The organism is Candidatus Poriferisodalis sp. (assembly GCF_965208895.1).
In the GTDB taxonomy this organism is placed as follows: Bacteria; Actinomycetota; Acidimicrobiia; order Acidimicrobiales; family Poriferisodalaceae; genus Poriferisodalis.
In genome coordinates, this window is record NZ_OZ242363.1 from 775,087 (window position 1) to 801,350 (window position 26,264).

Annotated in this window: 17 protein-coding genes; 10 read left to right on the forward strand and 7 right to left on the reverse strand. The window is 65.7% G+C overall.

Features of this window, described 5'->3' with window-relative positions:
- The first annotated feature begins 215 nt into the window (after positions 1 to 215).
- Complete coding sequence (locus ACOGJB_RS03595) at positions 216 to 620, forward strand: HIT family protein (RefSeq protein WP_419839453.1); 405 nt, start codon at positions 216 to 218, stop codon at positions 618 to 620.
- A gap of 87 nt (positions 621 to 707) precedes the next feature.
- On the opposite strand, the gene ACOGJB_RS03600 is transcribed toward ACOGJB_RS03595, so the two are convergent.
- Positions 708 to 1,445, reverse strand: a complete 738-nt coding sequence (locus ACOGJB_RS03600) for an SOS response-associated peptidase (RefSeq protein WP_419839454.1) — start codon at positions 1,443 to 1,445, stop codon at positions 708 to 710.
- 135 nt (positions 1,446 to 1,580) lie between these two features.
- On the opposite strand from ACOGJB_RS03600, the gene ACOGJB_RS03605 reads away from it, so the two are divergent.
- From ACOGJB_RS03605 to ACOGJB_RS03625, 5 genes are all read left to right on the forward strand, one after another.
- Positions 1,581 to 1,763, forward strand: coding sequence for a hypothetical protein (locus ACOGJB_RS03605; protein ID WP_419839455.1), 183 nt, complete (start codon positions 1,581 to 1,583; stop codon positions 1,761 to 1,763).
- Between the two features lie 145 nt (positions 1,764 to 1,908).
- Positions 1,909 to 5,643 (forward strand): DEAD/DEAH box helicase family protein, encoded by a 3,735-nt coding sequence (locus ACOGJB_RS03610; RefSeq protein WP_419839456.1) that lies wholly within the window; start codon positions 1,909 to 1,911, stop codon positions 5,641 to 5,643.
- A gap of 128 nt (positions 5,644 to 5,771) precedes the next feature.
- On the forward strand, positions 5,772 to 6,278 hold the full coding sequence (locus ACOGJB_RS03615) for a type ISP restriction/modification enzyme (RefSeq protein WP_419839457.1): 507 nt from the start codon (positions 5,772 to 5,774) through the stop codon (positions 6,276 to 6,278).
- 246 nt (positions 6,279 to 6,524) lie between these two features.
- Positions 6,525 to 7,364 carry a type ISP restriction/modification enzyme gene (locus ACOGJB_RS03620; RefSeq protein WP_419839458.1) on the forward strand — a complete coding sequence of 280 codons (840 nt, stop codon included), beginning with the start codon at positions 6,525 to 6,527 and terminating at the stop codon, positions 7,362 to 7,364.
- 9 nt (positions 7,365 to 7,373) lie between these two features.
- Positions 7,374 to 7,673 (forward strand): hypothetical protein, encoded by a 300-nt coding sequence (locus tag ACOGJB_RS03625; protein ID WP_419839459.1) that lies wholly within the window; start codon positions 7,374 to 7,376, stop codon positions 7,671 to 7,673.
- Between the two features lie 130 nt (positions 7,674 to 7,803).
- On the opposite strand, the gene ACOGJB_RS03630 is transcribed toward ACOGJB_RS03625, so the two are convergent.
- Positions 7,804 to 9,486, reverse strand: coding sequence for a thiamine pyrophosphate-binding protein (locus ACOGJB_RS03630; RefSeq protein ID WP_419839460.1), 1,683 nt, complete (start codon positions 9,484 to 9,486; stop codon positions 7,804 to 7,806).
- 321 nt (positions 9,487 to 9,807) lie between these two features.
- Positions 9,808 to 12,864 (reverse strand): leucine--tRNA ligase, encoded by a 3,057-nt coding sequence (locus ACOGJB_RS03635; RefSeq protein WP_419839461.1) that lies wholly within the window; start codon positions 12,862 to 12,864, stop codon positions 9,808 to 9,810.
- 465 nt (positions 12,865 to 13,329) lie between these two features.
- On the opposite strand from ACOGJB_RS03635, the gene ACOGJB_RS03640 reads away from it, so the two are divergent.
- Both ACOGJB_RS03640 and scpA read left to right on the forward strand, forming a co-directional pair.
- Complete coding sequence (locus ACOGJB_RS03640) at positions 13,330 to 14,904, forward strand: methylmalonyl-CoA mutase family protein (protein ID WP_419839462.1); 1,575 nt, start codon at positions 13,330 to 13,332, stop codon at positions 14,902 to 14,904.
- Positions 14,901 to 17,189 (forward strand): methylmalonyl-CoA mutase, encoded by a 2,289-nt coding sequence (scpA, locus tag ACOGJB_RS03645; RefSeq protein ID WP_419839463.1) that lies wholly within the window; start codon positions 14,901 to 14,903, stop codon positions 17,187 to 17,189. The genes ACOGJB_RS03640 and scpA overlap by 4 nt, the downstream gene beginning before the upstream one ends.
- 106 nt (positions 17,190 to 17,295) lie before the next feature.
- Here scpA and ACOGJB_RS03650 read toward each other — a convergent pair whose 3' ends face one another.
- Complete coding sequence (locus ACOGJB_RS03650) at positions 17,296 to 17,850, reverse strand: hypothetical protein (RefSeq protein WP_419839464.1); 555 nt, start codon at positions 17,848 to 17,850, stop codon at positions 17,296 to 17,298.
- A gap of 46 nt (positions 17,851 to 17,896) precedes the next feature.
- Here ACOGJB_RS03650 and meaB point away from each other — a divergent pair, with 46 nt between their 5' ends.
- Entirely contained in the window at positions 17,897 to 18,895 is a 999-nt protein-coding gene (gene meaB / locus ACOGJB_RS03655; RefSeq protein WP_419839465.1) for a methylmalonyl Co-A mutase-associated GTPase MeaB, read from the forward strand.
- 130 nt (positions 18,896 to 19,025) lie between these two features.
- On the opposite strand, the gene ACOGJB_RS03660 is transcribed toward meaB, so the two are convergent.
- On the reverse strand, positions 19,026 to 19,985 hold the full coding sequence (locus ACOGJB_RS03660) for a ribonucleotide-diphosphate reductase subunit beta (protein ID WP_419840675.1): 960 nt from the start codon (positions 19,983 to 19,985) through the stop codon (positions 19,026 to 19,028).
- A gap of 203 nt (positions 19,986 to 20,188) precedes the next feature.
- Complete coding sequence (locus ACOGJB_RS03665) at positions 20,189 to 22,639, reverse strand: ribonucleoside-diphosphate reductase subunit alpha (protein ID WP_419839466.1); 2,451 nt, start codon at positions 22,637 to 22,639, stop codon at positions 20,189 to 20,191.
- Positions 22,640 to 22,960: 321 nt separating this feature from the next.
- Between ACOGJB_RS03665 and ACOGJB_RS03670 the strand changes: the two genes are divergently transcribed.
- Positions 22,961 to 24,235: an NAD(P)/FAD-dependent oxidoreductase gene (locus tag ACOGJB_RS03670; RefSeq protein ID WP_419839467.1), complete on the forward strand. Its 1,275-nt coding sequence runs from the start codon at positions 22,961 to 22,963 to the stop codon at positions 24,233 to 24,235.
- Between the two features lie 46 nt (positions 24,236 to 24,281).
- On the opposite strand, the gene ACOGJB_RS03675 is transcribed toward ACOGJB_RS03670, so the two are convergent.
- Positions 24,282 to 26,264 carry a fibronectin type III domain-containing protein gene (locus ACOGJB_RS03675; RefSeq protein WP_419839468.1) on the reverse strand — a complete coding sequence of 661 codons (1,983 nt, stop codon included), beginning with the start codon at positions 26,262 to 26,264 and terminating at the stop codon, positions 24,282 to 24,284.

Genomic DNA, 26,264 nt, shown 5'->3' on the forward strand with positions numbered 1-26,264 from the left:
ACCACCACCGATCCGAATCAAGTTCGAGGCACGAGCGAGCGATTTACGGTGCCTCCCCCATTTCCCGGTCACCTCAATGAGGAGGTAGCCATGTCAACCATGCAAGAGAACAGTCGGTCGGGGTAGGTGTTGGCGCTGGGCCGGGTGCGAAGATCGTTTCCCAATGAGTTCAAGGTTTGGACCTCACAGGTGGGTCTGGGCTTAGGCTGCGCGCCATGGCCACCGTATTCACGAGGATCATCGAAGGAGAGCTGCCCGGGACATTTGTGTGGCGAGACGAGCAGTGTGTCGGGTTCTTGTCCATCAACCCTCTGTCGGTGGGCCACACGCTCGTCGTGCCGATCGCGGAGATCGACCACTGGCTGGACGTCCCGACCGAGCTGCAAGCTCACCTGTTCGATGTGTCCCGCCGCATCGGCGAGGCGCAGATGCGGGCGTTGAAACCTGAGCGAATCGGGCTGGTGATCGCCGGTTTCGAAGTGCCGCATTGCCATATCCATGTGTGCGGGGTGAACTCGATGTCCGACATGAACTTCGCCCGGCCACTGCCGATGGCCTCGGCGGAGGATCTGACCGCACCAGCCGAAGCCATCAAAGCTGAGCTGGCAGCACTCGGCTGAGCCGAGCTGCGCTCGCTGCGCCTGGCTACGCAAGGCCGGGTTTGCCTGCAGTGCGCGGCGCCCGTGTACGAGCAGCGCCGAAGCAGCTCAGAAGAGCCGATCCGGCACCGCTTCGGCGAAGTCCGCTGGTTCGATGAGAGTGGCATCGCTGTTGCGGATGTTGCCCACCGCGCGGCCTACTTGGTGAGAGCGCAGGATTCCTTCGCCAGCAGGTGCGCACATGGCCGACAGCACGTCGATGCCGTCGTTCGCGGGATCCAGCCACGCATCCCACGCGGATCGCTCCAGCAGCACCGGCATGCGGTCGTGGATCGGCGCCATGAATCGGTTCGCCACCGTGGTGAGCACCGCGGCCGAATGCAGCGCGTTCTGCTCAGTGCCGGCGGCGGCGTCTTTTGGCGGCGACCACCGTTCCCACAGTCCGGCCATGGCGAGCATGCCGCCGTCGGATCGGGTGATGTAGTGCGGCAGCGGGCGCTCGTCGCGGCTCGTCGCGGGGGACGCGGGGGGCCACTCGTAGAAGCCGTCGGCGGGCACGATGCAACGGCGCCGCTTGAACGGCCCGCGGAACGAGTTCTTCGTGGCCGCCGTCTCCGAGCGAGCGTTGAACAGCGGCGGACCCTTGGCGGGGTCGGGGGACCAACGAGGCACCAAGCCCCACCGAAACATTTCGAGCCGACGCGAATCGGGGCCGTCCACGACCGCCACGATGTCAGTGGTGGGGGCCACGTTGTAGCTGCGAGGAACGTCGAACCCGGGCATCGGGGTGTCGAAGTACGCGGCCACGGCCTCAAGATCTGCCGCCGAGACGAACCGCCCGCACATGCCGCGAGCGTAGAACGAACCGCTCCCCGGCCTCGCAATGGACCGAGCGAGAAGCCCGAGAAGTCCACGCATAGATCGCCAGATGTAATAAAAATCATTTGAATTTCACACAACTGCCCAAGATGATTGGACACTGTGGGCTTCACGAAGGATCTCTGGACGGCGATGCTCTCCGACGAGGGCTTCGAGCTCGCAGCAGCACTTGACCGGATCACCACAGACGAGATCGCATCGGCCATCGCTGCGGCCGATCTGATCGTCGAGCCTGAGAGTCCGTGCGACACCTCAACAGTGACGTCGAGTGCAGATGAGGCTTGAACGGCGTCGGCAGGCAGCCTCGGCGGCACGCTCTGCGGCATGCCTGCTGCGGGCAGGGCTTGCACTGGCGCACTCCTGCCGCCGCTCGCTGCGCCGGTACTGTTCGGGGAATGCACGACGCACGCCGGCTTCCATCGGGCTGCCGATGAGCGCATCGGAAGCCGCAGAGGACCGCCCGGTCGATCTGCTCCGGCTACTCGCAGATCGCTACACGTCGCCGCAGGCTCGCGGCACCGCGTTCGAGCGACTGATGCAGCGCGCCCTCCAGTGCCACCCCGACGTGTACGGGCCGCAGCGTTTCAAGCAGGTATGGCGGTGGAGCGAATGGCCCGAACGCGTCTCCCGTGGCTACGGAGCGGACATCGGCATCGACCTCGTAGCCGAGCAGACTCCCGAAGCAGGCGGGGGCCTGTGCGCAATCCAGACCAAGGCCTACGCCGTCGGTCGCGTCGACAAGGGCGCGGTCGACTCGTTCATCTCGGCCTCGGCGACCGGCGACTTCACGGCACGACTGCTGGTATTGACCGCGCCGCCTACCGCGCAGGCCCGCCTCATGATCGAGAAGGCGGCGCCCCGATGCGAAGTGCTGCACCGCAGCGACCTGGAGTCCTGGCCCGTCAACTGGGCTGAGTGTCTCGACGATCCGTCACGACTTCGCTTCGTCGCTCCCGAGCGCCACGCACCCAAGCCCTTCCAAGCCGAGGCGGTGGCGAGGGTCCTGGACGGGTTCGCTTCGCACGACAGGGGCCGGCTCGTGCTGCCCTGCGGGACCGGCAAGTCGGTGGTGTCGCTGTGGATCGCAGAGCGCCTCGCCGGCATCGGCGGTCGTGTCCTGTATTTGGTGCCGTCGATCGCGCTGATGAACCAGACGATGCGTGAGTGGGCGAGCCAGCGCGACCCCGACATCCCGCATCGGTACATCGGAGTCTGCTCGGATACCCGCGCCGGGCACACCGCAGAAGACGCCCCGTTGGTCGAGTTGGCCATGGCGGTCACGACCGACCCCGAGCGCATCACCGCGCAGCTTGCTGCGTCCGACGCCGCAGCGATGACGGTGGTGTTCTGCACCTACCAGTCGCTGAGCCTCATCGCCGACGCCCAGTCAGACACGAGCCTGTTCGGCCCAGCGCCTCGGTTCGACGTGGCGATCTGCGATGAAGCTCACCGCACCACCGGCATCGAGGACGTCGCGGCTCGCAAGCCGCCATCGACGTCGCAGCGCACGGTCACGCCGTACTCGCTGATTCACGACCCCAGCCGAGTCCGTGCGGCCAAACGGCTCTACATGACTGCAACGCCCCGGGTGTACACCGAGTCAGCGCGCAGCCGCGTGCAACAAGCTGCCGGCAGCTTCGACGTGTACTCGATGGACGATCCGGCGGTGTACGGCCCCGAGATGTTCCGCATGTCGTTCGGCGACGCCGTGGAGGGCGGGCATCTCACCGACTACAAGGTGCTGGTCATCGCCGTGGCCGAGAACCCCGTGCTCGATGCCTACGACAACATCGCTGTCGACGAAGCGCACAAGTTCAGCATCCATGACGCAGTGAAGTTCGCCGGATGCTGGGACGGTCTGGCCGATCCGACTACTACCACTCCCGAAGGCCGAGTCACCGGGGCCGTAAACAGTGACTACGCGGCACAGCGGGTGATCGCGTTCACCAACCGGATCCGCAACTCCCAACTCGTCGAGCGCTACTGGAACCCGGTCATCGAAGCGATCGCCGGCGCTGTCCACGGCCGCTCGACCACAGCCGGCGGCGGCGCCGGACCTGCACTGCTGGCCTGCGACATCCGCCATGTCGATGGCTCGAAGAATGCGCTCGAACGTGCCGACACCATCGCTTGGCTGCGCCAAGGCGACCCCGACGGCGCCTGCCGGATTGTGACCAACGCCCGCTGCTTGAGCGAGGGCATCGACGTCCCCGCATTGGATGCGGTGATCTTCCTGGAGCCGAAGCAGTCGCAGGTCGACGTGATCCAAGCCGTGGGACGGGTGATGCGCCGTGCCCCCCACAAGGACGTGGGCTACGTGATCCTTCCGGTCGTGGTGCCGTCGGGCGCCAGCCTGCTGGATGACGCGGTGCTGAACGGCTCCGATTTCAAGGCCGTGTGGAAGGTGCTCAAGGCGCTGCGCTCGCATGACGAGCGGCTCGACGTGCTCATCAATACCGCCGACCTGACCGGCAAGCCGCCGATCACCGTGCTGCCGAGCGGTCTGTGCGGCACCTGCGGCAAGGCGCACGGCGACTGCGAATGCGACGCCGCCGGAGCCGATGCCGATGCAAGCGTTCGGGCGAGCCAGCAGCGGCTCCCTTTCGAGCACGCCATCGCCTCACAGCTCGTGAAATCGTGCGGCGACCGGCAGTACTGGGATCGCTGGGGCCGCGAGGTCGCACGCATCACCGGCACGATCACCAGCCACATCGGCACTGCAGTTGCTGCCGATGCCGACTTGGCCGCCACCTTCGACCGGTTTGCCGAACAGATGCAGGCAACCGTGGGCGGTGCGGTGAGGACGGGCGACCTTGCCTCGCTGGTCGCGCAGCATGTGGTGACGATGCCGGTGTTCGAGGCGCTGTTTGCCGGCAGCGGCTTCGCCGATCGCAACCCCATCTCGAAGGCGCTCAACGAACTGCTCGACGAGTTCAAGGCTGCCGATGTCCGGCTCCGAGACGAGGCCGCGGACCTCGATCGCTTTTATGACAGCGTCCGCAACCGGCTGTCGGGCGCAACAGACTCCGATGCCCGGCTGAAGATCATGCTGGAGGTGTACGAGTCGTTCTTCAAGGAAGCGATGCCTGCGGAGATCACCCGCTTGGGGATCGTGTACACCCCTGTGGAGCTGGTCGACTTCATGCTGCGTTCGGTCGATGCCGTGCTGCGCCAGGAGTTCGGCCGGGGCCTGACGTCCGAAGGCGTACACATTCTGGATCCGTTCACCGGGACGGGCACCTTCATCAACCGACTGTTGACGCAGCGCAACAGCGACGGCAAGCCGTTCATCGCCGACGACGACCTTGCTCGCAAGTTCGTCAACACCCACAACCCGCTGGTGCCCGGTGGCAGCGTGCAAGAGATTCACGCCAACGAGATCGTGCTGCTCGCCTACTACCTCGCTGCGATCAAGATCGAAGAGGGCTACCGCGAGCGAACCGGCAGCTACGAACCGTTCAGCGGCATCGTGCTGACCGACACGTTCGCCCACGACCCATCGGTGCTGCCCGGCACCGGGTCGCTCGGCTACAACAGCGCCCGAGCCCGCCAGCAGAACGAACTGCCCATCCAAGTCATCATCGGCAACCCGCCGTGGTCAGCAGGGCAAAAGTCAGCAGGCGACGACAACCCCAACGTCGAGCACCCCCATATCGAACAACGCGTCCGCGACACCTACGGCCGCCGTCACCGAGAGGTCACCGGCCGAGGCGCCGGCAAAGCCATGGGCAACCTGTACGTGGAAGCGATCCGGTGGGCATCGGATCGGCTCGATCAGCCCGGGCATGATCCGTCCAAGCCAGGCGTGATCGCGTTCGTCCACCCCAACTCTTTGTCGAACGCTCCGTCTCTCGCAGGCATGCGTGCGGCCTTGCGCGACGAATACACGTCCGTCTACGTAGTCAATCTGCTCGGTGATGCGATGAAGTCCGGGGAAGAGCGCGCTCGCGAGGGGCAAGTTGTGTTCGGGATAGAAATTCGCGAGCAATCCGAGGTGCGCAAGGGCACAGGGGCTCGCGTCGGCGTGCAGGTCACGATTCTTGTCCGCAACCCGACGAGTGACGGGGGGGGGGGGGGGGACGTGCGGTGCTCCGGTATGCCGAAGTGCCCGAGAATTCCAGTCTCCGCCAAAAGTTCGACTGGCTTGCCGATCTCGGCGACGTGACGAATGGACGTCTCATCACTGTTCTCGAGAACGAGTCACATGACTGGATGAATGTGACCGACGGGAGCTTCAACGACCTGATGCCCGTGTGCGAGCCCGGACGACGAGGTGACGACATCACCAGTGTTGTGGGCGATCACGCACTCGGAATAGCAACTAACTGCGACACTTATGTCTACTCCTTCTCGCGCGAAGAACTCGCTCAACGCTTGCGCCTGCTGATCGATGCCTACAGCGATGCGCTCGAGCTGGTCGAGGCCGGATGCAGCGTCGATGAATGCACGACGAACGACGACCTCGCTCGGATCAAGTGGACTGGCACTCTCAAGCAAACATTGCGTCGCCGAGAGCCAATCGTGTTCGAAGAAGACCGAATCCGCGAGGTGTTGTACCGGCCCTTCACCAAGCTCTGGCTCTATGAGGACCCTCGCATCCTCTCCTCCGTGAAGTCGATCAGCGCCATGTTCCGAGACGAGCACCGAGAGAGAGAGAGAGAGAGAGAGAGAGAGAGAGGAATCTCGGTCAGCAGCCCGTCGAGCAGGACACGATTCTCGACACTCGCGGTCAGACAGCGCATCGATCTCAACTGTCTGGACGGCGGAGCGCGCTTCGCGCCCAGGACGAGGCCCTGCTGATGACGACGCCGTCGAACCGGACCGTGTTCGCCGTTCTCGCCTCCACGACACTGCCGGACCTGCACGCGTTGGATCCAGCTTGCCGAGCGGCACCTCGGAGCAGGCCGTGAGCCCCGTCGAAGTTCTGCTGGTGACATCACCGAACAGCCGAGCGATCTTCGCGTCCTTGGCAACTGCGCGCCCGGCCGATCTCAGCGCCTGCGGAACCAATCAGCCCACCCGTGCTATTCCGCGACGGAGGATTTCATGAGCGAGACGCTCGACTTGGGACTGCCTGAAGCGAGTGCTGGGACCGACCCAGACAACATCTCCGACTGGGCGCTGGAGCAGTTCCAAGCCAAGTACGGCCCCGAGATCACCAAGGATGGCATCTGGGAGTACCTGTACGGCATCATGCACTCGCCGGACTGGCGCATGGATTACCGGCACGATCTGCAGCGCAACCTGCCCCGCATTCCCCTCGCTGATGATTTCGAGGCATTCCGGTCCGCCGGCCGCGAGCTGATGGACCTGCACATCGGCTACGAAACGGTCGACGAATACCCCGTGCAGTGCTTGGTGGACGGGGAACCCGACAACGGCGATGCCGACCACAGCGCTTACCGAATCGAGGGACGGATGCGCTGGGGCAAGCGCCCCGATGGCAGCGACGACCCCACCGTGCTCATGGTCAACAGCCGGTGCCGCCTCGTCGGGATTCCACTCGAAACGGTGCATTACACCGTGTCAGGCCGCACCCCGCTGCAATGGGCCATCGACAGCCTCCGCGTCAAGCACGACAAGCCATCCGGCATCGTCGACGATCCCAACGGCTGGCGTGACTGGGCCGACGAGCCGTTCAACCTCATCCGCCACCTGCGACGGCTCGTGAGGGTCAGCTACGAGTCAGCGCTCATCATCGCTTGGCTGCCCACATCACGCCCCGGCGAATCGCACCTGTACGAGCCAGGCCCGGTCACACTTGCCGACATCATCGAGTCCCAAGGCAAGGGTCCGCCGCTCGACGATTCGACCGGGATCATCTATACCGAGGAAGAATTCGCCGCCCACCTCGAATCGCTGCTCGACGAACCTTCCATCGAGTGAACGGCACACATGCCGACCTACGAGGAAGACATGGCATTCCAGCGCGACTTCCGACGGCTCTCCAAAGCACAGAAGCTCTTGCTGCTGCGGGTGCGCAACCTGATGGTCGAGGACCTCCGGGAGATGGAATCGGGCGACGCCACATGGTTTCGTGACGGACTCGTGCACAAGCTGCAAGGCGTGCAGAGTCTCTACGAGATGCGATGGGCCGAGGACGGCCGAGCGATCTTCTCGTTCGGGACTCAACAACAAGCAGGTCTCCTGCACATTCGCTGGCACCGTTGCGGAACGCACGACATCCTGCCGTAGCCCGCTGCGCGCAGGAAACCGAACTCGTCACACCCTGCACGTCACAGGCGACCGACAACAACCGGTTTGCAGATGCCGATGCTCTGGTACCCGCTCAGCGCCTACCGCCTCGCCACGCGCCGCTGCTGTCTCACACGTAGGTGGAGCCCTTCATGGCGCCGCGGTCTTGACGGATCTCGACGTTCACCAGTGCGGGGAGGCCAGAGTCGAAGGCTCGCTGCAGCGCCGGGGCGATCTCGCCGGGCTCGGTGACGTGCTCGCCGTGGCCGCCCATGGCTTCGACGACCTTGTCATAGCGGGTGAAGTTCAGCTCGGTGGCGACCACCCGGTCCTGTCCGTACAGGCTGGCCTGGGGACGCAGCATCTGCCCCCACGCTGCGTCGTTGCCGACGACGCCCACGATGGGCAGTCCGAAGCGCACGGCGGTGTCGAACTCGAAACCGTTCAGGCCGAATGAGCCGTCGCCATAGACGATCAGCACGCGTTTGTCAGGGTGAGCCTTCTGCGCAGCCAGGGCGAACGGCATGCCCACGCCAAGGGTGCCGAGGGGGCCGGGGTCCATCCAGGTGCCCCGGCGCGGCACGCGGATGACCTTGGAGGCCTGCGCCACGATGTCGCCCCCGTCGCCGATCACGATCATGTCGTCGGTCACGGCGTCGGCGATCTCGCGGCACAGCCGCAGCGGATCGATCGGCACCTCATCGCTGTTCAGCTCGGCATTGCGGGCCTCGTCGAGCTCGGCCTCGCGAGCCGCCAGCGCGGCGAGGTGCGCCGAGGCGTCCACCGAGACGCCGCTCGACTTGAACAGCTCCCCCAGTGCCTCGAAATTGGCGCCCAGGTTGCCCACCAGCCCTACTTCGGCAGCGCGGTTCTGGCCGATGAGCGTCTCGTCAAGGTCGAGCTGCACGATACGGGCATCGGCAGGAATGGCGCGGCCGAACTTCATGCGGAAGTCGAGCGGCGTGCCGGCCAGGATCACCACGTCGGCGGCTGCGAGCGCCTCGGACCGTGTCAGCGACAGGAACGAGGGGTGGTCCCAATTGATCTCCCCGCGGGCCATGCCGTTCACGTAACACGGGATGGCCGTGGCATCGAGGAACGCGCCGAGCGCGCCGCCGCCCTCGCTCCACTTCAGCGAAGTGCCGGCCATCACCACCGGGGTGCGGGCGCCGGCGATGATTTCCGCAGCCTCGGCCAGGATTCCTGTGGGTGCGGCTGATACCACCCGGTAGTCGCGGAACTGGGGCATCTCGACGGCGTCGAGATCCACCTTGCCGTGCAGCACGTCCATCGGGATCTCCAGGAAGGAGGGCCCTGGAATGCCGCTCAGCGCAGTGCGCACGGCCAGCTCGATGTATTCGGCGATGCGGCGGGTCTCCCCGCATGCGCCCGACCACTTTGTCACCGGTCGCATGAGCGACACGTGGTCCATTTCCTGCAGCGAACCGCGCCCAGCATGCTTGAACGGCCCCTGGCCGCCGAAGACCAGAATCGGCGAGTTGGCCCGCCAGGCGTTCGCCACTCCGGTCACGCCGTCGGTCACCCCAGGACCTGCGGTGAGAATCGCCACGCCGACCTTGCCCGGGTGCAGGCGAGCCCACGCATCGGCGGCGTGGGTCGCAGCCTGCTCGTGGCGGACGTCGACAACCTCGATGCCCTCGTCGATGCAGCCGTCGTAGATGCCCATGACGTGCCCGCCCGACAGGGTGAACACGCATTCCACACCCGCCGCCTTCAGCGCCTTCGCGGCGAGCTTGCCGCCATGGGTCTCGGTGGCCGTGACGCCCAGTGCGCTCTGTTCCTTGCCGCTCATGTGTCGCTCCCCGCTCAAAGCCTGCCGCAAGAGCTTGGCACGCGGCCTACGCTTGCGCCGCGGCGCTGCGCCGCCTATCGCCCGCCGTGCGCGGTGCCTCTCGTGCCCTCAGTTCAGTCTGGACCGACCAGCGCGAAGAGCCGCACCAGCGGACTGGTGCGGCTCCGAGCGACCCGAAGGCCAGGGGCCGAGAGATGGTTCTCCGCCGCTGCACTTGACACGCCCGGCATCGGGTTCGATTCCCGATCGGTCCACCGCTGAGACTAGTGCTATCGGGCGCGGGAGCGATCCCCATTCCTGTATGACTCCCGTGCTGGTGGCTTACGCAACCACGATGTTCACCAGCTTGCCCGGCACGGTGACGACGCGCCGGATGTCGTCGCCGGCGGTGAGCTGCGCAATGCGCTCGTCGTCGAGCGCTGCAGCCTCCAAGTCCTCGTTCGAGATGGCTGCATCCACTGTGATGCGGCTGCGCACCTTGCCGTTGACCTGCACCGGCACCTCGATGGTCTCCGCCACCAGCAGCGCCGGATCGGCCTGCGGGAAGGGCGCGTACACCACTGTCTCGGTGTTGCCGAGCTTTTCCCACAGTTCCTCGGCCAAGTGGGGCACCAGCGGCGCCAGCAGCCGCACCAACACGTCTGCGACTGGCCAGGGCGTCGGCTCGCCACGACGGGTCAGCTCGTTGTTCAGCTCGGTGATGCGCGCAATCGCGGAATTGAAGCGCAGGTCCTCCATCGCATCGGTGACCGACGCAATGGTGTGGTGCAGCATGCGCTCGAGATCGGCATCGGGCTCGCTGTCGGTCACGGTGAGCTCGCCGGTCTGCTCGTCGACGAGGTTGCGCCAGACGCGCTGCAGCAGACGGTGCGAGCCGATCACCGAGTGGGTCTCCCAGGGCCGGCCCTGGTCGAGCGGGCCCATGAACATCTCATAGGTCCGCAGCGTGTCGGCCCCGTACGCGCCGTAAATGTCGTCGGGCGTCACGGCGTTGCGCAGCGACTTGCCCATCTTGCCGAAGTGGCGGGTGACCTCGCTGTCTTCGTGGAAGAACTTCCCGTCACGCTCGACCACATCGGAGGCCTCGACGTACACGCCGCGCTCGTCCTGGTATGCCGCCGCCTGGATGTATCCCTGGTTGTACAGCCGGCCGAACGGCTCGGGGCCGCTCACGTGGCCCAGGTCGTAGAGCACCTTGTGCCAGAAGCGGGCGTAGAGCAGGTGCAGCACGGCGTGCTCCACGCCGCCGACGTACAGGTCGACGCCGCCGACGCCTCCGGCCGCGTCGCTCATCCAGTAGCGCTCCACGTCTGGATCCACCAGGACGTCGTCGTTGGTCGGGTCGAGGTAGCGCAGGTAGTACCAGCACGATCCGGCCCATTGGGGCATGGTGCTGAGCTCGCGGCTGTAGGTGCGCTCGCCGTCGCCGAGGTCGTAGATGGCGGTGGCCCACTGGGTGGCGCGGCCCAGCGGCGGCTCGGGATCCGATGACTCGTCGAGCGCCCGGGGCGCCCAGTCGATGAGCTCGGGCAGTTCCACGGGCAATTCGCTCTCGGGCACGGCCAGCGGCAGGCCCGTCTCGTCGTACACGATCGGGAATGGCTCGCCCCAGTAGCGCTGACGGCTGAACAGCCAGTCGCGCAGCTTGTAGGTGACCGTGCGGCGGCCGCAGCCGTGGTCTTCCAGCCAGTCGCAGATGGCCTCGATGGCGTCGGCCTTCTCTAGGCCGTTGAGGAATTCGCTGTTGATCGCCAGTCCCCCGCCGTCGTAGGCCTCGCCGTCGAAGTCGGGCGGCGGCGCCACGGTGCGCATGATCGGCAGGCCGAACTTCACCGAGAAGTCCCAGTCGCGCTGGTCCTCGCCCGGCACCGACATGACCGCGCCGGTGCCGTAGTCGATCAGCACATAGTCGGCGACGAACACGGGTACGGGTTTGCCGGTCGTGGGCACGTGGCAGTTCACGCCCAGCCACACGCCCGTCTTGTCGCGTTCGGTCTGGCGCTGCAGGTCGGTCATCGATGATGCCTGTGCCCGGTATGCCTCGAGGGCCTCGCGAGGCGTGGCTGCACCACCGGTCCAGCGCGGATCGGTGCCCGACGGCCACTCGTCGGCGACGATTTTGTCGACCAGGGGATGCTCGGGGGCGAGCAGCATGGCCGTGGTGCCGTAGATCGTGTCGGGCCGGGTGGTGAACACTTCGATGACCCGGATGGCGTCACTCGGGCCGCCATCGATTGCGTCACGGCCCTGTGGATCTGAGCAGTCCGGACCGGAGTCGTTCGAACCGTCGCCGTCGGGCGCCGTGGCACCGTCGGTGCCCGTTCCCGCATCAGCGCTGTCGACGGCGAAGCTGATGAATGCACCCTCGCTGCGCCCGATCCAGTTGCGCTGCATGATCTTGACGCTCTCGAACCAGTTCACCCGGTCGAGATCGGCCAGCAGCCGGTCGGCGTACGCCGTGATGCGCATCATCCACTGCTTCATGGGGCGGCGGAACACCGGATGGTTGCCGCGGTCGGACCGGCCCTCGTTGGTGACCTCTTCGTTGGCCAGCACCGTGCCCAAGGCGGGGCACCAGTTGACCGGCGCCTCCCCCAGGTAGGCCAGGCGATGCTCATCGAGCTCGAGGCGCCGCTCGACATCGTCCATGTCGCCCCACGCGGTGCCGCTGGTGGTGGCCTTGTTCCCGGTCTCGAACAGCTCGATCAACTCGGCGATCGGGCGCGCCTTGTCGGATTCAATGTCGTACCAGGAGTTGAAGATCTGCAGAAAGATCCACTGCGTCCAGCGGTAGTACTCGACGTCGGTGGTGGCCAGCGACCGCTGATCGTCGTGCCCAAGCCCGAGCCGAGCCAGCTGGCGCGACATGTTGGCGATGTTCTGCTCAGTATTGATGCGGGGGTGCTCGCCGGTCTGGCGGGCATGTTCCTCGGCCGGCAGGCCGAACGCGTCGTAGCCCATCGGGTGCAGCACCACGTAGCCGCACATGCGCTTGAAGCGTGCGTAGACGTCGGTGCCGATGTAGCCCAACGGGTGCCCAACATGCAGTCCCGAACCGGACGGATACGGGAACATGTCCATGATGAACAGCTTCGGCCCTCCTGCGGCCGAAGCAGTCGAACTCAGCGGCGCGTCGCCGGTGATGCCGTCCGTCGAGCCTGCGAGCGGACTGCTGGGATTCGGCGTGTGATACGTGCCATCTGAACGCCATCGCTGCTGCCAGCGCAGCTCGATCTCGTTCGCCATCTGGGCGTCGTAGCGATACGGCGGAAGCCCCTCAGCGCCGGCCCCCGCACCTGACCGCCCAGCCGTCTGCGCCCACTCAGCATCGGCGGCTGCCGCCGCGCCCGAGGTCACCGTCTGCGGCGGGGAATCCATGGCGGCAAGGATGCCACGGACACCGACAAATCCACGCGACGGCCGACGGCGTCCGCCGGGCCGACCGCCCAGTCGATCTGTCGCCGACTCCGCTGGCTACTTCGGCGATCCGTGCGCGTGGCGGTGAGCGCCGCCGTCAGGCGGCGCCAGGCACCTGTGCCTCATCCGTCGCAGGCAGGCACCCGCGACACACATCGAGATCAGTCCTCCGAGGCACGCGTTTACGACTGCCAACAGCACGAATGTGAGCAGCTCGCCATGCCATCGTGGGTCCTCAATCGCCCAGGAAACGAGCCACAAAACCAGGGTGCCGACAGCGACGAACCAACCGATCCGGTTCGCGGCCTTGTCGATGTTGTGCGTCGCCCAGCTCACCGGTGCCGACCCCAAGATGCGAGGCGAGCGACGGCGCGGAATCACAACCGGGAACCTACTGGCCCGTGGCCCGTCGCTACCCTGCGGATCGTGCCTGCCCCGCGCTCCTTTTCGCTGGCCGCCGATTCCGACTTTGCGCATGTCGGTGGGGACGACTGGGAGGCCGCAGCCGAGGGCGCATTGCGCGGCCGGCCGCTGTCGTCGTTGGTGACAACGCTGATCGACGGCATCGAGGTCGCCCCGCTGTACACCGCCCATCGTCACGGCACCGACGCCGACCCTGCTGGAGTGCCGGGCGCTCCTCCCTTCGCTCGCGGTGCCGATGCGGCCGGCGGCTGGGGCGGCTGGGAAGTCCGCCAGATCCACGACATTCGCCTCGCCGGGACACCCGACGCCGTAGCGGTCGACACGACATCAGGCGTAGATGCGGTCACGGTGGCGCGTGGCTGGAGCGCCCCCAACGATGCGGCGCTGCTCGAAGCTGCTGTCGGCGACGCCGCCGGCGCCGGGACCACGATTCACCTGCAAGCCGGCATGTCGTCGGCGCACGCCGACGCCCTGCTGGAAGTGCTGCGCCGACGCGGTGCGGACCCCGAGCACACCCGGTCGTGGCTGGGCATCGACCCGATTGCGGCGGCTGCCAGCGATGCAGGCATCGACGGGGGCCGACTTGCTTCGCAGGGCGACGACCTCGTCCGCACATTCGAGGCAGCTGCGCGCAGCACCGCCGAGATCATCGTCGGCTGGCCTGCAACGGTGCCGATCGAGGTCGACGGATCGGTGCTCGCCGACGCGGGCTCGACAGACTCGACTGAGTTGGCAGCGATGCTGGCCTCGGGGGTCGCGTGGCTGCGCGCCTTGTGCGACGCTGCCCAAGGTCCGGGCTTGGCAATCGAGACAGCCGCACCCCTGCTCGGTTTCACGCTTTCGGCAGGGCCAGACCCGTTTGTGGCGACCGCCAAGTGCCGGGCGCTGCGGATGTGCTGGAGCCGTGTGCTCCGCGCGTGCGGCATGGACCTGTCCGGTGGCGGCATCTCGCTGCCGATGCAGATGCACGCTGTCACCTCGACGGCAATGCTGAGCACCGTCGACCCGTGGGTGAACATGCTGCGCGCCACGACTGCCACCTTCGGCGCCGCCAACGGCGGGGTCGATGCCATCACGGTTCGCCCCTTCGACTCGGTCATCGCCGGACCCGCTTCGAGTGGGCTGGGGTGGCGCGTCGCCGCCAACACGCAGTTGATCCTCCGCCACGAGAGCCGTATCGGGTCGGTCATCGACCCCGCTGGAGGCAGCTGGTACCTCGAAGACCTCACCCGCAAGACGGCGCAGGCTGCTTGGGAGCGGTTCCGCCAGATCGAAGCTGCCGGCGGCATCTGCACGGCGATGAGCAGCGGCGAGATGGAAGCATCGATCGCCGCCGAACGGGCCCGACGCCATGAACGCGTCGACGCAGGCGACCAGGTGCTCGTAGGCGTCACCGAATTCGTGAGCGCCGAGGCCAAGCCGAGCGACATGGCAGCCGCTCGAACGGGCGACGAGCAAAGCCGCGGTGGCGGGGAAGCACGAAACCAGGTGACTGACGGCGCGGCAGGCAAACTCGACGGCGGGCTGGGCATCCACCGCTGGGCGGCACCCTATGAACGAGGAACGACAGCGTCATGAGCGTGGTGGCTGACTTCTCGAACCTGGAGCTCGACGATGCGGAGTCGCCAGAACGCCCTTCATCAGGCACGCGTGCGTTGCGGGCGGCATGGGCGGAGCGTTTCGCCGCCGAGACCGGTCGTTCCCCCGCTCCCCACGCCACCCCCGAGGGCATCGACGTTGCGCCGCTGTATACGGCCACTGACATCGCCGACCTTTACGACGGTGGACCGGACCCCGACCGGGACGACCCCGTGGGGCGCACCTATCTCGACGGCTATCCCGGCTTTGCACCGTACCTGCGCGGCCCGTATCCGACCATGTACACAAACCAGCCGTGGACGATCCGCCAGTACGCGGGATTCTCCACCGCCGAGGACTCCAACGCCTTCTACCGGCGCAACCTGGCAGCCGGGCAGCGAGGGCTGTCGGTGGCGTTCGACCTGGCGACCCACCGGGGCTACGACTCCGACCACCCCCGGGTGGCGTCCGACGTGGGCATGGCAGGCGTGGCCATCGACTCGATCCTGGACATGCGCACCCTGTTCGACGAGATCCCCCTCGATGCCATGAGCGTGTCGATGACGATGAACGGAGCCGTGCTGCCGGTGCTGGCGCTCTATGTCGTGGCCGCAGAGGAGCAGGGCGTCGCGCCGGCCCAGCTCGCCGGGACCATCCAGAACGACATCCTCAAGGAGTTCATGGTCCGCAACACCTACATCTACCCGCCCCAACCCTCCATGCGGATCATCAGCGACATCTTCGAGTTCACATCCAAAGAGATGCCTCGCTACAACTCGATCTCGATCTCGGGCTACCACATGGGTGAAGCGGGGGCGACGGCTGACCTCGAGCTCGGCTACACGCTGGCGGACGGGCTGGAGTACCTGCGCTGCGGCATCAGCGCCGGCATGGGCATCGACGACTTCGCGCCGCGCCTCAGCTTCTTCTGGGGCATCGGCATGGACTTCTTCATGGAAGTCGCCAAGCTGCGGGCCGCCCGGCTGCTGTGGGCCAAGCTCGTCGCTGCATTCGAGCCCGCCAACCCGCGGTCGACTTCGCTGCGCACCCATTGCCAGACCTCGGGCTGGTCGCTCACTGCCCAAGACCCTTACAACAACGTGGTGCGCACGTGCATCGAGGCGATGGCTGCCGTCGACGGGCACACCCAGAGCCTGCACACCAACGCCTTCGACGAGGCGTTGGCGCTGCCGAGCGACTTCAGCGCACGCATCGCCCGCAACACGCAGCTGTTCCTGCAGCACGAAGCGGGCGCGACGCGGGTGATCGACCCGTGGGGCGGCAGCTACTACGTGGAACGGCTCACCGCAGAGCTGGCTGGGCGGGCAGCCGCACACATCGGCGAGGTGGAAGAGCTCGGCGGCATGGCCCGCGCCATCGAGGCCGGCATCCCCAAGATGCGCATCGAAGAAGCCGCAGCACGCACGCAGGCCCGCATCGAGGCAGGTCAGCGGACCGTGGTGGGCGTGAACCGCTACCGGTCTCAACTGGACACTCAGGTTGACATCCTGCGCGTCGACAACGCCGAGGTGCGCGGGTCCCAGCTGGCGAAGCTGGATCGCCTTCGGGCAGAGCGCGACGCCGATGCGGTGCGGCGCTCGCTGGATGCGCTGCGCGAGGTAGCGCGCTCCGGCACAGGGAACCTGCTCGCCGCATCCGTCGACGCAGCACGTTGCCATGCCACCGTGGGAGAGATCAGCGCCGCTATGGAAGACGTGTTCGGGCGGCACACTGCGCAGATCCGCACGATCAGCGGCGTGTACGGGAGCGAGATGACTGGCGACAGTTCTCAAGGCGCAGGCGGCTCCGACGCAGGCGGCAGCACGAATCCGATGGCGGCCGCCGTCGATGCCGTGCGCAACCGGGCCGCCGCCTTCGGCGAGCGAACCGGGCGCCGGCCGCGAATTCTCATCGCCAAGATGGGCCAGGACGGGCACGACCGGGGCCAAAAAGTCGTGGCGACCGCGTATGCCGATTTGGGCTTCGACGTCGACATCGGACCGCTGTTCAGCACACCCGCCGAGACAGCCCGCCAAGCGGTCGAGAACGACGTCCACGTGGTCGGCGCTTCATCGCTCGCAGCAGGACATCTCACGCTGGTTCCCGAACTGAGAGAAGCGCTGACGGCGCTGGGCCGGCCTGACATTCTCGTGGTCGTCGGCGGCGTCATCCCGCCTCAAGACTTCGACACGCTCCGAGCTGCCGGCGCGGCGGCCATCTACCCGCCGGGCACGGTCATCGCGCAAGCCGCAGCCGAGATGCTCGACCTGCTCGAGGCCGGCTGACGGGGCAACCACAAGCCGGCTCGCGCAAGCCACTTCTGCATTCGAAGGCTCGCGGAACGGCCACTCCAGCGTCGAGCGTGGGCTCGCCGCCGGGGCTGCTGCCTGCTCAGCGGTGGCGGCCTCCCACGTTGCGCACCTTCTTCTTGGCTCGAGCGGCGCGGTACGCAGTGCTTGAGGCGGCTCGCATGCTGCGCGGCGCAGCGACGAGCAGCGCATCGGCCTCATCGAGGTGCTTGTGATAGCGGCGGTGCACCCAGAGCTTCTCGGTGCCCACGAAGATCTGCCCCCACGCCGAGCCGCGGATGCCGAAGGGCTCGACGCGCTCGATCCGGCTGAGCAGTTCCACCGGCTTGGCCGGTCTCAGGGCGCGGGTACGCATGACAACGACGTCTGCATCGGTGAGAGCCAAGAGCCGGTAGCGCGACATCGTCAGCACGGCGGCAGTCGCGAACACCGTCGTGGAGATCAAGCTGATCTGCACCCACGGCAGATCGACCGTGAGCACGATGCCCGCGAGTGCCCCCACACTGATGACCAGCAACGAGAACGGGTGCAAGCCCCCTTGCGCAGGTACCAGCGAATGCACATGGTCGCCCTCGCCGAGGAATTCGTAAGCGGGATGTGTGCGATCCCCGGTGCGCAGTCGTTTCAGCAAACCCACACGCCCATTCTGCCTCAGCGCCCCGGGTGCCGGTACGTTGCACTCAGTGGCCGACCACGCCCCGCCCGCCGACACTGCAGAACTCGCCGCTGGCGTGCGCGCATGTGATCGGGCTGCCATCGGCCGGGCGATCACTCTGGTGGAGTCACAACGACACGAAGACTTCGAGCCCGCACAGCAGCTGCTGGGCGAGTTGCTGCCCTACAGCGGCGGCGCGCATCGGGTGGGGATCACCGGCGTGCCCGGCGTGGGCAAGAGCACGCTCATCGAGTCGCTGGGCACAGCGCTCACGGGACAGGGCCACCGCGTGGCGGTGCTCGCCGTCGATCCCACCTCGGCGGTTTGGGGAGGCTCGATCCTCGGCGACAAGACCCGCATGACGTCGCTTGCGAACGATCCAGCTGCATTCGTGCGGCCATCACCCGCTTCAGGCCAGCTCGGCGGCGTCACGCGCGTCACCCGCGAAACGATCCTGGTGCTCGAAGCCGCCGGTTTCGACGTGGTGCTGGTGGAGACGGTGGGTGTCGGCCAGTCTGAGATTGCTGTTGCCGACATGGTGGATTTCTTCATCGTGCTGATGCTGGCGGGTGCCGGCGACGACCTGCAGGGCATCAAGAAGGGCATCTTGGAGATCGCCGATCTGATTGCGGTGAACAAGGCCGACGGCGACAACGCCGCACGAGCCGAAGCGGCGGCGCGTGACTACCGCCTGGCTCTGCACATGACGCAGTCGGTCTCGCCGACATGGACGCCCCCCGTGATCACGTGCTCAGGTTTGACCGGAGTCCGCCTCGACACACTGTGGGACCACGTGCTCGAACACCACCGTGCGATGACGGCCTCAGGCGAACTCGGTGAACGCCGAGCCGGCCAACGGGTTCGCTGGATGCACGCAATGCTCGCCGAACGCCTGCGTGCTCGCCTGGGGGCCAGCGTCCGCGATCTGCTGGCAGAAATCGAACAGCACGTGCATGCGGACCGGCTGACGCCCGCCGCCGCAGTGGATCAGCTGATCGCAGCCTTCGACGCCTCAGCCGGCGCGTAGAGGAAGCGCCAATAGGTGAACCCTTCCGTTGTCGCACCAGTCGTTTCCCGCTCTTGTTCCCAATTTCCTTTGAGTCGGCGCTCACGGGCCGCTCGGGCCACGGCTTCGCCTATCGGCTCAGCCTCCTAGCTCAGAATTCTTGATCGAAGGCGACGTCGCCCTCGATGCCGACCTGGTAGCTGGCGACTGTGCGCTCGAAGAAGTTCGTGAGTTCTTGCACGTCCTGCAACTCCATGAACGAGAAGGGGTTCTTCGAGCCGTACTCCTTGGCGAGGCCGAGCTGGGCGAGACGCTGATCGGCGACGAACTCGAGATACGCCCGGGTGTCGGTCACCGACATGCCCGCCACACCGCCCGACAGCACGTCGTGTGCGAACTGCGTCTCGACGTCGACCGCTTCGGTGACCATCTGCCTGATCCGCTCGGCCAGATCCTCGTCGAACAAATCGGGTTCCTCGGCTCGGATCGTGCGAACGACTTCGAAGGCGAAGTTCATGTGCGCCGATTCATCCCGGAACACCCAGTTGGTGCCGGCCGCCAGGCCATTCAGCAGCCCCTTCGACCGCAGGAAGTACACGTAGGCGAAGGCAGCGAAGAAGAACAGTCCTTCGATGCACGCAGCGAAGCAGATGAGGTTCAGCACGAACGCCTTGCGGTGCTCGGTGGTGGTGAGCCGGTCGACCGACCACACGCTGTCCATCCAGCGGAAGCAGAAATCGGCCTTGGCAGCGATCGAGGGGATGTTCTCGATGGCCGCGAATGCCGCCGCCCGCTCGGAGATGTCGGGGATGTAGTGGTCCAGCAGCGTCAGGTAGAACTGCACGTGCAGCGCTTCCTCGTACAGCTGGCGGCTCAGGTACATCCGAGCCTCAGGGCTGTTGATGTGCTGGTACAGGTTCAGCACCAAGTTGTTGGCGACGATCGAATCGCCGGTCGCGAAGAACGCCACCAGCCGGTTGATGAGGTGTCGCTCAGCCGGTGCCAGCTTGCGGTTCAGGTCGACGATGTCGTCGGAGAAGTCGATCTCCTCCACCGTCCAGGTGTTGCGAATGGCATCGCGGTACATGTCGAAGAACTGCGGGTAGCGCATGGGCCGCAGCGTCAACTCGAAGCCCGGGTCCAAGATGTTGCGGCGACCCCGCAACCGGTCGGCGGCCGGGTCTGAAGCCGGGTCGGCTCGGGGAGCGCCGTCGGGATTCGGGTCGCGCAGGGGCGGGGTGAATTCGGGCTCTGGCTGAACAAGCGCCATGAGGGTCCTCTATCGGTCGTGTGCCTCTTGGTGGTCGCGACGCCTCAGTCGCAGGCTTCGCAGGTCTCGGGGTTCTCCAGCGAGCACGCCACGGCGGCGGCTGCGTCGGGCATCGCCGCGACGGTCGCTTCTCGCTGCGGCAGGGCCGCCGCTGACGTGGCGGGCTGCGAGACGGAGTCGGTGGTGGTCTGGTTGATGCGGGTGGCCGGACGCGATCGCAGGTAATACGTGGTTTTCAGACCCGATTTCCACGCGTGCATGTACATCGAGGAGAGCTTCCCGATGTTGGGGCTTTCCATGAACAGGTTCAGCGACTGGCTCTGGTCGATGAAGGCGCCGCGTGCCGCGGCCATGTCGATGAGTGACCGTTGGGGCAGTTCCCACGCCGTGCGATACACCGAGCGCACCTCGGCGGGGATCTCCGCGATGTTCTGCACGGAGCCTTCGGCCATCTTGACCTGGTTGGCCATGGTCTCGCTCCACAGGCCGCGCTGCTGCAGTTCGCGCACCAGGTAGCGATTGATCTGCATGAACTCGCCAGACAGCGTCTCGCGCTTGAACAGGTTGGACACCTGCGGCTCGATGCACTCGTAGCAGCCGGCGATGGACGCGATGGTGGCCGTCGGTGCAACTGCCACCAGCAGCGAGTTGCGCAACCCGTGCTGACCGATGCGTTCGCGCAGCTCAGCCCAGCGCTCAGGCTGGGCCGGCTCGACGCCCCACAGGTCGAATTGGAACTCTCCCACCGCGGCACGGGTCTCGCTGAATGCCGCGTGCGGTCCATGCTTGCGGGCCAACTCGCAACTCGACCACAGAGCCCAGTAGTAGATCTCCTCGGCGATCCGAGCAGCGACCCCGAGCGCCTCGGGTGAGTCGAAGGCCAGGTTGAGCTGGAAGAACACGTCCTGCAGGCCCATGACGCCGAGCCCCACGGGACGCCAGCGATCATTCGATCGGGCGGCCTCGGGCGTCGGGTAGTAGTTGATGTCGATGACGCGGTCCAGGTAGGGCACCGCCGTGCGAACGACCTCTCCGAGCGCTTCGTAGTCGACTGTGCGGCCATTGTTCTGGTCGTCGCGCACGAACTTGGCGAGATTCACCGAGCCGAGATTGCAGACGGCAGTCTCGGCGTCGCTGGTGACCTCGAGGATCTCCGTGCACAGATTCGACAGGTGGATGACGTTGCCGGGCTCGCCGGTCTGGTTGGACTTGGCGTTCGAGGCGTCCTTGAAGGTCATCCAGCCGTTGCCGGTCTGGGCGAGGGTGCGCATCATGCGGCTGTACAGCTCGCGGGCCGATACCTGGCGTTCGTAGGTACCGCTCGCTTCGGCCTCGCGGTAGGCATCGGTGAACTCGTCGCCGTACAGGTCGGTGAGGTGCGGCACACGCTTGGGGTCGAACAGCGACCACTGCCAGTCGTTCTCGACGCGGCGCATGAACTCGTCGGGAACCCAGTTCGCCAGGTTCAGGTTGTGGGCCCGCCGCGCGTGATCGCCGGTGGAGTCCTTCATCTCCAAGAACTCCTCGATGTCGGCGTGCCAGGTCTCGAGGTACACACACGCCGCGCCCTTGCGCCGGCCGCCCTGGTTCACCGCAGCTACCGAGGAGTCGAGCGTCTTGAGCCACGGCACGATGCCGTTCGACAGGCCGTTGGTGCCGCTGATCAGCGATCCACGGGAGCGCACCCGGTGCCAGCCCACGCCGATGCCGCCGGCGAACTTCGACAGCTTGGCGATGTCGCTGTAGCGGTCGTAGATGCCCTCGAGGGAGTCTTCGGGGCTGTCGAGCAGGTAGCACGACGACATCTGCGGATGCGCAGTGCCCGAGTTGAACAGCGTGGGCGACGACGGCAGGTAGCGCAGGCTGGAGATCAGCTCGTAGAACGAGATGGCCTCTTCTGCGGTGCGGGACAGCCCGCAGGCGACCCGCAGCAAGAAGTACTGGGGCGTCTCGATGACCGTGCGGCGTTCGGGGTGCCGCAGCAGGTACCGGTCGTACACGGTGCGCAGCCCGAAGAACTCGAAGCCGCCGTTGCGCTCCGCTAGGACCGCGTCATTCAGCTTGCGGGCGTTGGTGCCGACGAATGCCACCACGTCGGGATGGATGAGCCCGCACTCGCCGCCGAGATCGATGGACTGGCTGAACGAGTAGATGTTCTGGTTCTGGACTTCCTTGTCGATGTAGGTGGCGAGCAGGCGGCCTGCGAGCTTCGAGTAGTTCGGCTCCTCTGAGATCAGCGCTGCGGCCGTGCGAATCGACAGCTCGTCGAGTTCGGTGGTGGTGGCGCCGTCATGGAGGCCCGAGATGGTCCGGGTCGCGACGCGCATGGGATCGACGCCGGCCAACTCGGTTGCGCAGCGCTCGACAGCGCGCACGATCTTGTTGACATCGACGGCCTGCATGGAGCCGTCGCGCTTTTGCACGCGCATGCCCGGCGAATCGGCAGCATCGGCTCGATTCCGGGCCTCGGCCGCAGATGCCTCGGTGATGCTCATCTGCCGACGCCTTGGGTTGGACAGGCACCGAGATGCGCTATGCGTCGTGGGAATTTCATGCCGTTCTCGTCCCTCTCCCCTGCCCAACGCGGTGCCGTCTCGAGTGCTCGCAGGCCACGGCGACTGCTCGAATCACACTGTTGTAATTACGCAGGTGTGAGGAACATTTATAGCGCTCGTGAGTCGGCCCCGCCAGTCTTGGTCCGAACCCTTGGCAACTAGCTGAGTACGAGAGCACCGCTGGCCCGCCCGCGCGCGGTCTGCCCACACCTGAGATGCACCGTCGGTCTCGTCTCGCCCGGGAGATGACACACTGCTCGCGTGTCGAACTCACCCAAACGCATCGTCATCGTCGGCGCCTCCTTGGCGGGTGCACGCGCCGCCCACAGCGTGCGCGCCGCGGGTCACGACGGGCCGCTGACGCTCATCGGCGCCGAGCCGCATCTCCCCTACGACCGGCCCCCGCTGTCGAAGGAGTTCCTGACCAGCGAACAGGACCCCGGCTCGCTGGCTCTTGACCCAGATGGCGCCTACGACGAAATCGACGTGGAGGTCATGGCGAGCACCTTCGCCGTCGGGCTCGACACCGAATCCCGCACGGTCTCGATTGCACCGGCAGCAGGAGGCAGCGCCGAGACGCTGCCATTCGACGGCCTCGTCATCGCAACGGGCGCAGCGGCTCGATCGCTGCGGGGAACCGAGGGGATCGCAGGCGTGCACACGCTGCGGACCCTCGACGACTCGATGGCCATCCGGGAAGGTCTGCGCGCTGGCGCACGGGTCGCCGTCGTGGGCGGTGGCTTCATCGGCTCGGAAGTCGCTGCGTCTGCGGTGGCTCGCGGCTGCGAGGTCACGGTGATCGAAGCGGCCACGGCCCCGCTCATGCGTGGGCTGGGAGCTGAGATGGGCGCGCGGGTGGGTGCGTTGCACGACGACAACGGCGCCGAGCTGCGTCTCGGCGTCGGGGTCGACGGCGTGCTGGGCACCGACCGGGTCGAAGCGGTCGCCATGGCCGACGGCAGCCGTGTCCCCGCGGATCTGGTAGTCGTCGGCATCGGGGTGGTGCCGAACACGTCGTGGCTGGAGGGCTCGGGCCTGCAGATCGACAACGGCGTGGTCTGCGATGCGACGCTGTGCTGCGGGCCGCCCGGGATCTACGCCGTCGGCGATGTGGCACGGGCGCCCAACGGCTGGCTCGGCCCCTGGCACGGCGACGCGCCGATCCGGGTCGAGCACTGGACGGCCGCCGTCGAGCACGGCATGGCGGTGGGTCGCAACCTCATTGCCCCCGACGAGGCACAGCCCTACCACTCGGTTCCGTTCGTGTGGTCCGACCAGTACGACGCCCGCATCCAGATCGCGGGCCACCCCGATGCCGATGACGATGTCGAGGTGCTGGTCGGATCAGCGAATGACGGCCCGAACACACACAACCGAGACTCCAGCCGCTCGTTCCTTGCGGGCTACCGGCGCGACGGCCGCTTGAGCGGAGTGATGGCGCTCAACGCGATCAGGCCGTTCGTGAGATTCCGCCGCCTGCTTGCGGGCCATCCCACCTGGGGCGAAGCACTCGAACTGGCCGCGACACTGAACTGATCCAATATCCGTCTCAGCCGCATGGCTGCCGACCTACCTCGCACCATTACGGAAAGCGCACCCAGAATCCTTGCTTTCGATGGAAGAGTTCATCTTGGCCGCTGTAATCGCCGCGCCAGTAGCCAGGGTTGCCGCTCTGCAACCAGCCATAGTGGACAACATGTTCTCCCAAACGCGTCGATCCTGATGTGTCGAAAGCATCATCAAAATGCGCATATGTCACCCATTCAGTCCGGGAAACATCCGGATCTGATTCACAACTGGCGACAGCTTGATAGCCAACATTGAAGTCACTGTGCCAGAGCGCTTCGTGAACCGCGCGATGGTCGCCATGAGGATAGACAAAGCAACCAGTATAGTTCTTGTTCCAGTAACTTGCGCCAATGAGGTTGTGGTTAGGCAGAGTGCTGTTGATGCCGAGCAAAGAGCGATTGTCTCGCACGGCTTTGATGGCCCACGTCACCTCTTCTTTCGTGAGATCGCCGTCGCCGAGATTGAACCAAACGACCGATGCAAGTGCCGATGTCCATACATCGGCAGTTCGATCCGAGATACAGCCACCAGAATCGTACCTGCATATGGTAATTCCGCCGGCTCCGAACGGGCCTTTTTTTCCACGATATGTGTAGTCTGTAGGCAACCCGTCGTCAGTAGCCCCCATGCCTTCCAGAAAATCTAAGAACGAACTCTCGCGAGCCTCCTCGCATGTGGATGTCCATTTCCCGGTTGGCCACGGATCAGGTGCCGCTTCGCCGGTACCAGCGTCATGACCGGGAGACGAGCAATACGAAGTTTGCTCGCCCCGCGTCATCACAATAAATACTTGGTAGTTGTCGGGTGAATCTTCAATAAGAGACCAGGCCTGCATCTCGTCATCTGGGTGCGGAACGACGATGTAGCTCATCTTGTTTGGTTTGATGAATGTTGCTGTCGTTATTGCGATTGACCAAGGGCTCTCAGCTGAATTCGTTGCTGCACGCACTTGCACTTCGTATAGGGTGCTGTTGTTCAGATTGGTGATGGTACGTGATCGCTTGAGATCCGCAGATGTGTCGGGCGATACATCATCGCTGTGAGTGACCCAAGCGGCAGCACCGACGACTCGCCAGCGAACGTCGTAATCCGTGATTGGAGCATTGGCGCACGTAGCTGGGGCGTGCCATGTCAGACGCAACCATCTATCACCGCGCACTGTGGTCGGTTGACTGGGTGCCTTTGGTGATGCCGTGGATGGACCGGTCGGGGTGCCCTTGGCTGTTGATGACCATTTGCTTACACCGCGTGGTGACTGCGCTCGCACTTGGACGCTGTAAGGCAAGCAGTTTTGAAGACCCATGATCGAATATTTGACTGCGGTACTGTGGACAGTGTCGGGTGCCTCAATCCACTGGCCTGCGGCTCGCCAGCGGACATCGTAGTCGGAGATCGCCAAGCCGCCAGTGCTTGTGCCAGTCGGCGCGACCCAAGCAACGTCAAGAGTGCCATCGCGAGCGGTCAAAGTAGGTTGGGAAGGGGCGGATGGTATAGAGGCGGTGGTACGCACTGCGGTGGGCATACTCGGCGCGCCAGCACCGATCTGAGTAATCGCCCTGATCTTGAACGCGTATGCACGGCTCTGCCGCAGGTCTGATACCACGGCGGTGCATTTCCTGGTGCAATCGAGGCCGAGCCTGACACTGAGCGAGCGCCAGCGTCTAGAGTAGTCATCGGCTGCGGCAGTTTCTGCATTGCCATCGTCATTGCCGACGAGGTCGTTGCTGAGGTATTCGTAGCGCAGTATCTGGGTGTCGCCCGTGCTCGTGGGCGCTGTCCACGACAGCAGCAACTGGCTTCCCGAGGTTCCCGTCGGGTACGAGACTGTCACTGAGGCAGGCGCCTCAGGTCCCGTCGAAGGCTTCACATCATCCGACTGCGCGGCCCCGGCAAGCAGCAGAGTCAGTACACCGGCCACTACCAGCAATGCCCCCCAACGGGCCCACAGCCGCATTTCCAACACGCGCATAGAATCCACCTTGGCAACGACCTGCAT